At 56.2% G+C, this 13,321-nt stretch carries 11 protein-coding genes; 9 read left to right on the top strand and 2 right to left on the bottom strand.

Going from position 1 to position 13,321, the window contains the following annotated elements; genetic code table 11:
- The first annotated feature begins 26 nt into the window (after positions 1–26).
- On the top strand, positions 27–1,823 hold the full coding sequence (locus ABCP74_RS01515; RefSeq protein WP_343000583.1) for an AAA family ATPase: 1,797 nt from the start codon (positions 27–29) through the stop codon (positions 1,821–1,823).
- A 24-nt stretch (positions 1,824–1,847) separates the two neighbouring features.
- On the opposite strand, the gene ABCP74_RS01520 is transcribed toward ABCP74_RS01515, so the two are convergent.
- Both ABCP74_RS01520 and ABCP74_RS01525 read right to left on the bottom strand, forming a co-directional pair.
- Positions 1,848–2,867: a glycosyltransferase gene (locus ABCP74_RS01520; RefSeq protein ID WP_343000582.1), complete on the bottom strand. Its 1,020-nt coding sequence runs from the start codon at positions 2,865–2,867 to the stop codon at positions 1,848–1,850.
- Positions 2,868–3,037: 170 nt separating this feature from the next.
- Positions 3,038–4,168: an acyltransferase family protein gene (locus ABCP74_RS01525; RefSeq protein WP_343000581.1), complete on the bottom strand. Its 1,131-nt coding sequence runs from the start codon at positions 4,166–4,168 to the stop codon at positions 3,038–3,040.
- 112 nt (positions 4,169–4,280) lie between these two features.
- Here ABCP74_RS01525 and ABCP74_RS01530 point away from each other — a divergent pair, with 112 nt between their 5' ends.
- The 8 genes from ABCP74_RS01530 to ABCP74_RS01565 all read left to right on the top strand — a co-directional run bounded on the left by ABCP74_RS01530 (position 4,281) and on the right by ABCP74_RS01565 (position 13,277).
- A complete protein-coding gene (locus ABCP74_RS01530; protein WP_343000580.1) occupies positions 4,281–5,384 on the top strand; it encodes a glycosyltransferase in 1,104 nt (367 codons plus the stop codon).
- Between the two features lie 6 nt (positions 5,385–5,390).
- A complete protein-coding gene (locus ABCP74_RS01535) occupies positions 5,391–6,431 on the top strand; it encodes a glycosyltransferase family 2 protein (RefSeq protein ID WP_343000579.1) in 1,041 nt (346 codons plus the stop codon).
- Positions 6,432–6,505: 74 nt separating this feature from the next.
- Positions 6,506–7,624: a glycosyltransferase family 2 protein gene (locus ABCP74_RS01540; RefSeq protein ID WP_343000578.1), complete on the top strand. Its 1,119-nt coding sequence runs from the start codon at positions 6,506–6,508 to the stop codon at positions 7,622–7,624.
- Positions 7,625–7,636: 12 nt separating this feature from the next.
- Complete coding sequence (locus ABCP74_RS01545) at positions 7,637–8,704, top strand: glycosyltransferase family 2 protein (protein WP_271738048.1); 1,068 nt, start codon at positions 7,637–7,639, stop codon at positions 8,702–8,704.
- Positions 8,705–11,191: a glycosyltransferase family 2 protein gene (locus ABCP74_RS01550; protein WP_343000577.1), complete on the top strand. Its 2,487-nt coding sequence runs from the start codon at positions 8,705–8,707 to the stop codon at positions 11,189–11,191.
- 217 nt (positions 11,192–11,408) lie between these two features.
- Positions 11,409–12,491: an acyltransferase family protein gene (locus tag ABCP74_RS01555; RefSeq protein ID WP_271738046.1), complete on the top strand. Its 1,083-nt coding sequence runs from the start codon at positions 11,409–11,411 to the stop codon at positions 12,489–12,491.
- 165 nt (positions 12,492–12,656) lie between these two features.
- Positions 12,657–12,848, top strand: a complete 192-nt coding sequence (locus tag ABCP74_RS01560) for a hypothetical protein (RefSeq protein WP_343000576.1) — start codon at positions 12,657–12,659, stop codon at positions 12,846–12,848.
- Between the two features lie 183 nt (positions 12,849–13,031).
- Positions 13,032–13,277: a glycosyltransferase family 2 protein gene (locus ABCP74_RS01565; RefSeq protein ID WP_271738045.1), complete on the top strand. Its 246-nt coding sequence runs from the start codon at positions 13,032–13,034 to the stop codon at positions 13,275–13,277.
- Positions 13,278–13,321 lie beyond the last annotated feature (44 nt).

Genomic DNA, 13,321 nt, shown 5'->3' on the forward strand with positions numbered 1-13,321 from the left:
TGCTGCGATTTAGGGGGAACGTTTTGGTGTCTGAACAGGCAAATGTTGATTGTGCTGCTGGCTTTGGCGTGCGCTTGATCGGCTGTGCCGACGATGCGGTTTTGCCCATTGGCATGCACGACTATGCGGAGACCCTTGGTTGCTGCATGCTGGTTGACAAGACCATGTTTATTGCTGATGTGTTGGACTGCGACGCGTCCGTTGTGGTGTGCTGTCGACCCGAGGGTTTTGGCAAGAGCATGAACTTGTCGATGCTCAGGGCTTTTCTGGAGCGTCCGGCGGTCGGTCGCGCCGGTCGGATCTCGTTTGCCGATGCTCAGATTTGGGATGCGAACGGCGGGCGCTATCGGGATGAGTATGCTTGCTATCCGGTGATATCGCTGGACTTTTCTGGCGCTGCGAGGTGTGGCCCCGCTGTTGCCGGCGTCGTGCGCGATGCCCTTTCGGGCGAGTGCGCTCGCTTGTTGGCGCTCTTGGAGGCTCCGGATTTAGCTCGAGATAAGGTGCGTCACATCGAACGTGTCGCGCGTGGCGTGGCGAGCGCGGACGAGGTTGACTCGGTGCTCGGTGTGCTCATAGAGCTGCTGGAGATTGCCTGCGATGAGCAGGTTGTATTGCTCGTTGATGGGTACGATGCGGCGTGGTCTCGCCGTGCGAGCGCGAGGGACGCTTCCGACGCCGATCCGGCAGAACTACTTGACCGTGTGCTGTTCGACGCCATTGCCACTGCGCGTGATTCGTTGCGGCTGACGTGTCTGATGGGGGAGCGTCCCAGTCCTGCCGAAGTGGCGCTTTCTTCGCGCGGCTGCTCGTATTGTCTGACGACGCCGCTGTCGGCGTGGTGTGACCGATGTTTCGGTTTTTCGGATGCCGAGGTCGAGGCTCTATTGAATCATGCTGGGCGCGAGGAATACCTGGATGATGCGCGTGAATGGCTCGAGGGGTATCGGTTTGGCAGGGCCTATTGCTCGAGTCCAGAGCGTGTGATCGGTTTTCTGGGCCGAGGTTGCACGGCTCCTGTGCGTGCCGATCTGTATGGATATGCCGATTGCCTGAGTAGGGTAGTTGCCGGGTGGAATCTCGACCGCCTTTCGGTCTTGTTTGATTTGCTCGAGGCCCATGGGTGCGCTGAGGTCCCGCTTTGTTTGGGCACTGCAGAGCCAGATGTCTCGCCTGACGATGGCATGTGGACAGCGCTGTATCTGTCCGGTTTTCTCACGACGGATATGACTGAGGAGCCAGAGCATGGCGATCGCCTCCGTGCTTTGCGATTGCCCAATAACGAGCTTCGTCAGGCCTTGCGTCTAGTGATTATTGAGTGGTTTGAGTGTGCCGCAGAAGACATTCGAGACGTCGATGCGTTTCGCGACGGGCTGTGCCATGGGAACGAGGATACCGTGAGGCGGGCGCTAAGCCGCATCTTGGGAGATGCGGGAATCGGTGCGACCGACCCAGATACGCCGCTGCCATATCATCTGCTCTTGCAGGGGCTCTGCTTTGGCTTGCCGGGCTATGCCAATCCTGCCTCGAGGCGAAAGTGTGGCGCGGATCGCTGGGACATCCAGGTTTTTCCCACGGGCGCCGTGTTCGACATAGCCGATACGATCGGTATGCTCGATGAACGTCCGCTGATAACGATCAACATGATGTATGACCCCGGTGTGGATGCGCTGGGCCTGGAATTGCTGGCCGTGCAGGCGCTGCTCGACATAGAGCGCGACGGCATCGACGAAATCCGTGTGCCACGCCCCGCCATTGGACGCATGCGCTGGGGGTTTGGGTTTGATGGGCAGCATGTGGCTACGGTGTGCCAGCGGCTTTAAGCGCCGAGGTGTTTCCGGCTTCCGTTACTCGGTGTCCTTCATGGGCGGCATGGGCTTCCAGTTGGGATCCTTGACGATCTTGCGGGCGTCCTTCATGCCTCGGCGCAGCGCCGGAATACCGGTCTTAAAGCACTTGTCAACGGCAGCCAGGCGAATGAACTCCTTGCAGAAGGTCGCGACGTTGCCCAGACGGAACAGCGCGGGGTGATAGTCGCCGTAAATCTGCATGTAGCGGGCCAGATAACCGCGGTTGCGCATGATGTAGTAGCGGTTGGTGTCGCTCGTAGAGTTGAGCTGGCGCTTGCCGGCGATATCCCAGTTAGAGACAGCGCGGGCACGCTTGAGCACCACGTCGGCAACAACGGCGGCGGGGAAGTGCTGGCTGGCCACGTAGCCGTAGCAGGCATCGTCGCCGTAGATGAAGAATCGCGCATCCGGCAGGCCGATCTTGTCGACCACGCGGCGCGAGAACAGGCCGCCTTCAAAGCACAACTGGTTCATGGCGCGGTAGCCCTTGGGGCCCAGGTCCCACTTAGCGATGGGGTTGGGGATACCAAGCGAAAGGATGAGCTGGTACTGCCAAAAGAAGGCGCCGCCGTCAAAGTCCAGGCGCGAACCCTGGATGACGTCGTAGCGGTCGGTCCACTTGGCAAGACGCTCGATGCCTTCGGGGATGACGAGCACGTCGTCGTCCATCACCCAGAACCACTGGGCGCCCAGGTCGTAGGCGCATCTGGTGCCGGCGGAGAAGCCGCCCGCACCGCCGCCGTTTTCGAGCTGCGGGGCGTAGATGACGCGGTCGGTGCCGCCCTGCGCGTCGGGCTGCTCGGTGTCGATGCCCCACAGGTTGGCCAGGCGCTCGTTGAATGCGGTGCACATGGCCTCGGTCTCGCGCGAATTCTCGTTATCGACAATCACGATGCGCCAGGGCGTTGCCGTGAGCTCGGTCATGGAGTCGAACAAGTTGGCCAGGAGTTCCTGGCGCTTGTACGTAACGACGACGATGGCGAGCTTATCGATGGGAGCGGGAAGGGTTGAAGGCATGGGGCAATATATCCTTTCACGCGCGGCGGGCGAGTGCAGCGCGGAAGCTATCGAATACGTCCTTGGGACTGTCCTATTGTAAAGGCTCGGCGCACCTTGGCGGCAAGCTTTGAATAAAACGCAGGAACCTGCCACGGCTGTAGCGGCTTTAGCGTCTGACGGCAGCGTGTCTATTGCCGCTTGAGCTTGCGAGCGATAAGGCTTCTAGCTGCGTCGATGGTGAGAAGCGTCAGGGCAAAGACGATGCTAATGACGGTACCCGTGACGATGTATATAGCTACCGGGCTGTTTTGGCTGACCAGTATGTTTGCGAGCAACGTATTGAAGACGGGACGCCACAGGCTACTGGTGAGCGACTGCATCACATAGAAACCAAGCGTGGCGGTCGATAAGGTGACGATGACACCCGCAGTCCGCGGATTGCCTGAGGCCCTGCGCCGGGTCGCCGCAAAGAGCAGAGAGGCGGCAGCGATGGCAAACGAGATCAACGAGGTTGATTTGTAGGAGAGGACTGCCATCGCCGTGAGGTTGCCGGTGAAGGAGAGTGCTCCTTCCAGGATGGTGGCGAGCGCCAAAACCGTTACGAGCGAGCGCATGCCCAAGGCGCCCGCCCTGTCCGAATCCATGGCGTCGGTTACGTCGCGGAGCAGTCCGCCGATCAAAAACGCGACTACGTACGTGGTAGCGCTCATGAGCTTTTGGAGCCAAGAAAACTCGCCGGCGCTTGTCGCACTCATGGCGGCCAAATACCCGTTAACAACGAATACGAGGATTCCAACGGCGATGACCGTCGTCGTGTAGGTTTTCTGGGAGAGTCGGCTCTTGGCCAGTCCAAACCATGGCGCCATGAAAACTGTGGCGGCATAGACCCAGATAAACTCAAGCCCAAGCGTGTACCAATAGTGCGTATTGAGGGTAACATCGGGAATGGGTGAGACGACCGTGGACCACGCGAGCGCCACGAGGCAATAAAACGCAGTGGGCATAATGACCTTGCCAAGGCGCTGCGCCGTCCGTTGCATTTGCGACTTCCACGTTGCTCCACCGTCCCAAGCACGCGCGGCCGAAGCGATGAGAAAATAGCCCGAGATCATAAAGAAGACCTCGTTGGCCCAGCAGCCAAGCAAGTTAATAAAACCGAGTACGCCGGAATAGGGGAACATCGCAAGTGGGGCATATTCCACGGCGCCGACGCAGACGGCTTGGAAGGTCCACTGAAAGGTGTGGAACACCGCGATGCCGGCGACCGCGACCAAACGCAGCGCTTCGGTGGGTATGTTGCGTGCGGCTTTGGGCTGCATGACGTCCTTTCTTATTGGTTTGCCTCTGCGGGCTCCATAGATTATATAAACGCCCGCTGGCGCGCTGACCCTTTGATACCATGAAACGACAGGTATTTCCTAAGGAGCACATTTGTCTACTAACGCCTCTGGCAGCCCTGTTCTGTCGCTGCTTATTCCCATTTACAATGTTCAGCGCTACCTGCGCGAGTGCCTCGATTCCGCCCTGGCGCAGACGCTCAAGGATATTGAGATCATCTGCATTAACGACGGGTCGACCGACAACTCGCCGGCGATTATTCGCGAGTATATGGAGCGCGATAGGCGCGTCAAGATGATCGACAAGGCCAACAGCGGTTACGGCGACTCGATGAACCACGGTCTGGAGATGGCGCGTGGCAAGTACGTGGGCATCTTGGAGTCCGATGACTTTATGGCGTCCGACGCACTCGAAAAGCTTGTCTCGGCCGCCGATAGCAATAATGCCGACTTTGCGAAGGCGAACTTTGATTTCTACTGGTCTAAGCCCGAGGAGCGCCGTTCGCTGCACGAGATGTTTAAGGCCAAGGACTGCGGCAAGCCAGTGCACCCGAGCGATACGACGCAGTTCTTTAAGCAAAAGCCGTCGATTTGGTCGGCCGTGTACCGTCGCGATTTTCTTGAGCGCAACGGCATTACGTTCCTGCCGACTCCGGGGGCATCCTTTCAGGACACGTCATTCGCCTTTAAGGTGATCGCGTGCGCCGATAAGGCTGTTTACCTGCACGATGCCGTGTTGTCGTATCGCCAGGACAACGAGAATTCCTCGGTCAATTCTTCGGCTAAGGTCTTTTGCGTCAATACCGAGTATGCCGAGATTGAGCGTTGGATTCGAGAGGATTATGCCCGCGACCACGCAAGTGATGACGTCGCGCGCATGCTCAAGTTCAATCAGCTCATTAAGTACGATTCGTACATGTGGAACTACGTGCGCCTGGCGCCCAAGTTCTATAAGGAGTTCCTGGTTCAGATGGCCAAGGAGTTCCAAGCGGCCTTGGACGCCGGGGACTTTTCGCTTGACGACCTCAAGCCGTGGAAGCGCGCGAATCTCGCTGCCATCCTCAAAGATCCCGAGGGCTGGGTTGACGAGCATCCGAGTTTTGCGACGGATGGTGCCTTGGGGCGTGCTAAGTATTACGCTTCGGTTGGAGGCCCAGGCGTGGTCGCTGCCTTCCTCATCGAATCGCTGAGGGGGTAGGTCGGCATGGGAGAGGCCTCGTGTCCTAAAGCTACCATTGTCGTCCCCGTTTACAACTCTGCGCGTTCCATTCAGCGATGCCTCGATTCGCTGTTGGCCCAGTCCGAGCGCTCGATTCAGGTTGTCTGCGTCAACGACGGTTCGACTGATGATTCGTTGAACGTGTTGCACCAGATCGCGCAGGCCGACGATCGCGTACTGGTGATTGACCAGGAAAATGCGGGTGTCTCGTGTGCTCGAAATGCCGGTATCGATACCGCCGAGGGTGAGACCGTCTTTTTTGTGGACGCCGACGATTATATCGATGTCCGGACGGTCGAGCGCGTGCTGCATGCCATGGAGTCCGCAGATGCCGAGGCCGCCGTTTTTGGCGGCGTTTGTGAACCTGCCGATGCTGCCCCCAAACGCGTCCAGCAACTCATGAGCCCCAAAGCCGGTACCTTCGGCGCCCGTGATCCCCAACTGCTGTTCCATTCGAATGCGCAGCCCTATGCCTGCCGCGCGGCTTTTTCGCGCGAGCTGCTCAATCGCGAGGGCATACGTTTTGCCCCCGGCTTGGCCTTGGGCGAGGACGTTGTGTTCCAGTTTGCAGCTTACGCGCTGGCCTCAAAGACCGTCGTCATGCCGGTCAGGTTCTACCACTACGTGATGGAGAGCGAATCGGCGACGCACGAGTTCAACAGTGCCGAGGCACGCGCCAAAAAGCTCGACGCACACATGAGGATGCTCGAGGAAGTTATGGAAGACTGGGCGGCCTACGGCCTTTTGGACCTGTGCCCCGGAGAGCTGATTACCTGGTTCTTGGACCTTATCGTGTTTGATTTGGCGCGCTTGGATGCCGATGGTTTCCGTCGCGTGGCCGGTCGCGTCAATATGGATTTCACGACGTTTTTGGGAACGGAGTGGGCAGATATGCCTGCTAAGGGCGCCGTTTGCCGTGTTGCCCATAAGCTCGTTGCGGCGACCTCGGGCGTTTCGATGGCAGACGCCACGCTGTTCTATCTTTCGACCCGCGGTCTCAAGGCCTGCCTGGAACGCTTTATCTAATTCCAAGCGGTGCCGCCCGCCGCAACTCGGCTGCTAAAATAACCCTGTTACACGCTATTCAACAGGAGGTTCTCTTGCAGAACTCTGATACCCCTAAAGTTTCGTTGCTTATTCCCATTTGCAATGTTGAGCGCTACCTGCGCGAGTGCCTCGATTCCGCTGTGACACAGTCGCTCAAGGACATCGAAATCATCTGCATCAACGATGGCTCCACCGATAGCTCGCCGGATATCATTCGCGAGTACATGGCACGCGATGCGCGCGTCAAGATGATTGATAAGGCCAACAGCGGCTACGGCGACTCGATGAATCGCGGCCTGGAGATGGCATGTGGCGAGTACGTGGGCATTTTGGAGTCCGATGACTTTATGTTCGAGGATTCGCTCCAAAAGCTGGTTGCCAAGGCTGACGCCGAGCACGCCGATGTTGTTAAGGGCGACTTCTACCTGTACTGGTCCACGCCCAGCGAGCGCCGCGAGTTGTTTGGGATTATCGACGAGTATATGACGGGTGCGGCGTATCGTCCCGTCGATCGCCCGGGCATTTTCTACCGCAAGCCGTCCATTTGGTCGGCCATCTATCGTCGCGAGTTTCTCAACGACAATCAGATTCGGTTCCTTCCCACGCCGGGTGCCTCGTATCAGGATGCGGGTTTTAACTTTAAGGTCTGGGCAAGCGCCGAGCGTGCTGCGTTTATTGCGGATCCCATTTTGTGCTATCGCCAGGATAACGAGAAGAGCTCCGTTAATTCGCCCAACAAGGTGTTTTGCGTGTGCGACGAATATGCCGAGATGCAGCGCTTTTTGGATGAACGCCCCGAGCTCAAGGCTCGGCTCCAGGGCATTTTAATGCGCATGAAGGTCGATACGTACCGCTGGAATGACGAGCGTCTGGTCGATGAGTTGCGTGAGCGGTTTTGGGAGAAGGCGTCTCCCGAGCTTAAGGCTGATTGGGATGCCGATCGCTTTGACCTGTCGCTCTTCGACCCGCGCGGCGAGACCGACCTGCGTTTGATGGTCAAATCGCCCCGTGCCTATATCGATTCGCGCTTTGGCTTTAAAAAGCCGGGCAAGCTCAATACTTTTAAGCACTACTTTAAGATAGGCGGCCTGCCGCTGGTCTGGCGCGTGCTGACGTATCAGCGTACCTACGGCGATAACCCGCATCCCGACGACGTGCCGGTGGCACAGTAGGAGCGCGTGACCATGGCTACCCCTAGGATTTCCGTCGTCGTTCCCATCTACAAGGTGGAGGAGTGCCTGGCATGGTGCCTGGACTCCCTACTCGCGCAGGATATGCCCGATTGGGAGGGCGTGCTGGTTAACGATGGTTCGCCGGATGGTTCGCGCGACATCGCCGCTGCCTATTGCGAAAAGGATACACGCTTTAAGCTTGTCGATAAGCCCAACGGTGGTCTGTCGAGCGCGCGCAATGCGGGCATCGCTGCGTCCACGGCGCCTGTCGTTGCGTTTTTGGATTCCGACGACCGGTTTACGCCTGATGCGTGCCGCGTAATCGTTGATGCCTTTGAGCGTGAGGATTGCGACGTTTTGACCTTTGGCGCAAACCCGTATCCGCTGGAGGCAGGGTATCCGTGGCTTAACTACGTTTTGAGCCCGCGCGATGCGTCGTTTGAGGGCTATAGCTCCGACCTGCTGTTTAAGGAAGCGTCTCGCCCCTTTGCATGGCGCACCGCTTGCAAGCGCGCTTTTTTGCTGGGCAACGGGATCGTGTTCGATGAAACCGTTAAGTATGGCGAGGACCAGGTCTTCGATTTTGCCGTCTATGGTCGCTCGCGTAAGACCGCGCTTATCTCGAACAAGCTGTACGACTATCGCGTGGCACGCAAGGGCTCGCTCATGGACACCATGCGCTATGACGATGAGACGCGTTTGCTGGAGCACGTGAAGATATACTCCGCGGTGCTGGCCGATTGGCGCCATGATGGGCTCGATGCCCAGCATGCCGATGACCTGGCGTACTTCCTGTGTGATCTGGTACTGTACGATGCACTCAGGCTGCTGAGCTCGGGCTGCGGCAAGGTTTTTGCTGCCGTTGCCGCGGCGCTTGATGGTTCTGCCGTGGGCAGTGATGCTGCGCTCGCACAATGCGCTCCTTCTGTTGCCGCTATGGTGCGTGCGGCACTTATCGGTAAGGCTCCTGCTGCTCGTTCGTGTAAAAAGCTCATGTTCGCTTACGACGTCTTGAGGTTTGGGCGCCTGGGCGCGTGCAAGCGCATGGCTGCGAATGCTCTGGGAAAGCGAGAGGTGTAGATGAGTATCAAGCGTTTGGCGCTTTGCCGCAGTCAGGGTCGTCTGTTTGTTCTGCTTCGTTTTGTCGGTCAGGATATCGCGAGGCTTATTGAGCAGGAGGGCTCCCAGGTTTTTGCTCACGCGACGACCAATGGGGCATGCGTGCCGTCCTTGGCACTGCCGGTCGATCACGGCCGCGTGCTTGCGCTTTGTCCCTCCGTTGCCGATTATGAGCGCGAGCTTGTCGTCTTGGTGCTTCCGTTTATGGACGGCTCTACAATTGACGTTTCATTTGCGTCCGGCGGTAAAAGGCTGGGCTCTATTCGCCTTGACAGTCGTATTGCCAAGCTGGAATCTAAGGTTAACTACAAAGCAAAGCCTGCGATGTGCGCGCTTATCCGCGATGCCCAGCGTGGCGAATGCTGTGGTCGCTACGAGATCGATGCCGTTCGTTATTTACCGGCAGATGAGGGCGCCGTCTGGCGCTATGAGGTCAAGTGGGCGGGAGACCCCCAGTGCGCCCCTGAGCTACAGGTCTTCGATATGCACATGAATGCGATCGATGCCACCGTGCATGTTTTTGAGTCGCAGGTCGATGTTCTCCAGCAAAACGGATGTCGCGTCAATAAAACGTATCTGAGCGTTGAGATGCCTCAGGATATACGCGATTTTGTCGCGATTGCGGCTGATCCTACGGGTCAATTCCAGAGCGGATTTTGCGCCATGGATGGTCGTTTGTACAACGGCATGGTCGACGACAGCTGGAATCGCATGAAGGATGCACGCGCGGACGACGCCGCTTATCGACGTTGGTTTGAGCAGCATCGCGCAAAGCCGGGTGATTTGACGTGCCAGCGTGTCGCTTCAGCGGCATTTGCCTATAGGCCGCTCGTGAGCATTGTGGTGCCATGCTACAAGACCGATCAGGTCTACCTGCGTGAGCTGCTGGACTCGGTGCTATCCCAGAGCTATGACAACTGGGAATTGCTGCTTATGGACGCCTCACCCGAATGGGATGTGGTGGCCAATCTTGCGGCCGCCGCCAATGACGAGCGGGTTTATTGGATTGAGCTGCCTGGTAACGGCGGCATTGTACTCAACACCAATGCTGGCATTCTGCAAGCGACGGGCGACTACATCGCATTCTTAGACCACGATGACATCTTGGAGCCGGATGCGTTGTTCCGCTATGTCGCCGCGTTGAATAAAGCGGCAGAGGGGGAGCGTCCGCAGGTCCTGTTCTGTGACGAGGACATGTTCCAGAAAACGGGGGAGTGGGGTCAGCCGGTCTTTAAGACGCAACTCAACGTCGACCTGCTCTATAGCCATAACTGCGTGACGCATTTTCTGATGGTGGAGAAGGCGCTTATCGATCGCATTGGCATGTCGCCGGAAGATGTCGCGGGCGCCCAGGATTATGATCTGACTCTTCGCTGCCTTGCATCGGGCGCACGGTTTGAGCATATTGCGCACGTGTTGTATCACTGGCGCGTGCATCCCGGTTTCACCGCCGATGACTTTGCAGATAGCAAACCTTACGCCATTGAAGCTGGTCGTTTGGCGCTGCAGCGTCACTTTGACTCGCTGGGCATTTGCGGAACGGTCGAGGAGACCGAGACGTCGTTTGTCTACCGCGTGCATTATGCGCTGCCGGAGCCTGCGCCGCTGGTGAGCATTGTGATTCCCACCAAGGACCACGTTGAGACGCTCGATGCCTGTGTGATGTCGATCGCCCAGAAGGCCACGTATACCAATTACGAGATCGTCTTGGTGGAGAATAACAGCGAAGCCCCGGAGACGTTTGCGTATTACGAAACCCTGCCGGAACGCGTGACCGCTACGTCTGGCGGTAAGGGCACTGCGCACGTTGTGTACTGGCCGGGTGAGTTCAATTACTCCCAAATCATCAACTTTGGCGTTGAGCATGCCAGGGGCGACTACCTGCTGCTGCTGAACAACGATACCGAGGTCATAAGCCCGGACTTTATTGAAGAGATGATGGGCTATCTGCAGCGTCCCGATGTGGGTGTGGTGGGCGCTAAGCTCTATTTTGCCGACCATCTGGTGCAGCACGCTGGCATTTTGGTTGGCGTGCGTGGCGCACTTGCCCATGCCAACCAAGACTTCTCTGCAAAGCGCGAGGGCTATCTTGTCCGCGCGGTGCGGCCGGGCAACTATAGCGCCGTAACGGGCGCCTGTCAGATGGTCCGACGCGACGTATTTGAACAGGTTGGCGGCTACAACGAAGAATTCGCCGTCGGCTTTAACGACGCGGACTTTTGTCTGCGCGTGTGGGAGGCGGGCTACCGCACCATCTTTACGCCCTATGCCGAACTGTACCACTACGAGTTCACCTCGCGCGGCAGGGAAGAAGCCAACGAGAAAAAGCTGCGCCGCTGGAAACGCGAACAGGCTTTGTTCATGCAGCGCTGGCCGGAGTTCTTCTTGACGGGCGATCCGTGGCTTGGACCAAACCTATCCTCCGAGAGCGAGTACTTCTCGCGTTAAGGCAATAGTTTTAGGAAGTCCTAACCTTTCTTTTGGTATGCGCTTGGAAGAAAGAAACGTGTGGACTACTTAGTAAGACGAATTGCGAAAACTCGATACTTCCGCGATAAGTTTATACAGGCTTATGCAGCTCGATATTATCCGATATCGTCTGCAAGTAGATTTAAAGCGATGATTGACCGTGCGAGGCATAGATTTTATTTTTGGAGGGGGCTTAATGGCAAAGACAATACGAGATTCCCGTATCGAATTACTTCGCATTGTCCTTATGTGGACGGTAATGGCTCATCATTTCGTTGTTCACAACGCTGATTCTGTTTCCGCATTTCCTGGTTCGTTTACTAGGTTTTTCTACAATATCTTTTTCTATCCAATTGGAAGAACTGCGGTCGGCTGCTTTGTTGCCATAACAATCTGGTTTGTTGCGGGGAAAGTCGAATATTCCATAAATAAGGCTGTTAAACGGATAGCTTCAATCGAAGGCACGGTTCTCTTTTATAGTATTGCGCTGGGTTTTTTCTTCATACTTCGCGGCGATATTCAAGTAAGTCCAACCAATTTGATAGATATTTTTGCACCAACTCTTACTGGTTCTAGTTGGTGGTTTGTAACCGTCTATGCTTGGCTTGTATTTTTGCTGCCCTTTATAATTCCAGCTTTGCATGCGTTGGGCCAGAAACTACATCTATATCTAATAGTCTTTCTGGTCTCTGTCTTTGGATTCCTGCGTTATGTGCCGCTCTTTTGGATTCCCATCGACGGGCTACTAGTGGATTTTATTATAATTTGCGTTCTTGTTTCCTATATTCGCTGGTATGTAGATTTGTCAACAGTGGATATACGGTGCCTGGTTGCCTGCTGCATTGCTGCCTTTGTGGGAGTTGCAATCTCGTTTTATGGTCAATTCCATTTTGATGGTTTGCTGGGTTCGACATTTGCGAATTTGTATAACGGCTTTTTCGGTTCGCCGGCGTCTATTTTTTCGTTAGCTATAGCCATCTCGGTCTTGTTGATTGATTTAAAAATGCCGCATTTTTCCTCCCGTTTCGTTAACGCTATCGCAAAACTTTGTTTTGCTACTTACCTTATTTCTGACTATGGGCCCATTCAAAGTTGGCTTTGGAGCTCGCTGTTTCCCTTTACGCGTGTCGGCGTTGGGCTGGGAATATTGCAGGTACTTTTTGTTCCAACGGTTGTGTTCGCGATCTGCTTAATGCTGGAAGGTCTCAGGAAGCTCTTGGGTGGTTTCATCATACGTTTTATCGGTCCTTGCGATTTGTTAAATAAAGCTTTGTCGTAGAACCAAGACTTTTGACATTTTCTTCCGCATACGTGAGTTGACGACGATCCCTCTACACAGGTGATGGAACGATTGGGATTCTGTACCAGCGTTCTCTGGTTGTAGCGGATTGGTCGATAACCATCTAGGAAAGTGCGTCGTGGGCACGCAAGGCCAGTTATAGGCATGGTAACGCCCACGGTTGTTGCAACTAAGACGACTATCACCGAGGCTGCTGTTAAGAAGCCGATCGAGCCGAAGGCTGACGTGGTAACCGTTGCGAAGTTATCTGAGACCGTCGATGATGACTCGGTTGACATGCCTCTGGTGCTTGTGTTGTTGGAGGCGCTATTAATTGCTGTAGAGGCTTCGGTTTAAATCAAGGAATCGTACCGGTTTCCACACCAATAGAATGCGCTGGCCGCATATTACGTATCGATACGGGCATGGTATTGCGTTTTTTAATTTGCGGCCACAAAGATGCCTTTTGCAAAGCGTGAGGGCCATCTTGCCCGTGCCGTGCGCCCGGGCAACTTCAGTGCCGTAACGGGCGCCTGTTAGATGGTCCGGCGCGACGTATTTGAGCAGGTTGGCGGCTACAACGAGGAATTCGCCGTCGGCTTTAACGACGCGGACTTTTGTCTGCGCGTGTGGGAGGCGGGCTACCGCACCATCTTTACGCCCTATGCCGAGCTGTACCACTACGAGTTCACCTCGCGCGGCAGGGAAGAGGCCGACGAGGAAAAGCTGCGCCGCTGGAAGTGCGAGCAAGCACTGTTCATGCAGCGTTGGCCAGAGTTCTTTTAGTACGGTGATCCCTGGCTCGGGCCGAACCTATCTCCCGACAGTGA

Origin of the sequence: Collinsella aerofaciens, assembly GCF_039062315.1 — a bacterium.
Classification (GTDB): Bacteria; Actinomycetota; Coriobacteriia; order Coriobacteriales; family Coriobacteriaceae; genus Collinsella; species Collinsella aerofaciens_BG.

Excerpts from the sequence above, each read along its gene's own strand:
- ABCP74_RS01520 (WP_343000582.1), bottom strand. The coding sequence starts at position 2,867 with ATGCCTTCAACCCTTCCCGCTCCCATCGATAAGCTCGCCATCGTCGTC.
- ABCP74_RS01525 (WP_343000581.1), bottom strand. The coding sequence starts at position 4,168 with ATGCAGCCCAAAGCCGCACGCAACATACCCACCGAAGCGCTGCGTTTG.
- ABCP74_RS01535 (WP_343000579.1), top strand. The coding sequence starts at position 5,391 with ATGGGAGAGGCCTCGTGTCCTAAAGCTACCATTGTCGTCCCCGTTTAC.
- ABCP74_RS01545 (WP_271738048.1), top strand. The coding sequence starts at position 7,637 with ATGGCTACCCCTAGGATTTCCGTCGTCGTTCCCATCTACAAGGTGGAG.
- ABCP74_RS01550 (WP_343000577.1), top strand. The coding sequence starts at position 8,705 with ATGAGTATCAAGCGTTTGGCGCTTTGCCGCAGTCAGGGTCGTCTGTTT.
- ABCP74_RS01555 (WP_271738046.1), top strand. The coding sequence starts at position 11,409 with ATGGCAAAGACAATACGAGATTCCCGTATCGAATTACTTCGCATTGTC.
- ABCP74_RS01560 (WP_343000576.1), top strand. The coding sequence starts at position 12,657 with ATGGTAACGCCCACGGTTGTTGCAACTAAGACGACTATCACCGAGGCT.
- ABCP74_RS01565 (WP_271738045.1), top strand. The coding sequence starts at position 13,032 with ATGGTCCGGCGCGACGTATTTGAGCAGGTTGGCGGCTACAACGAGGAA.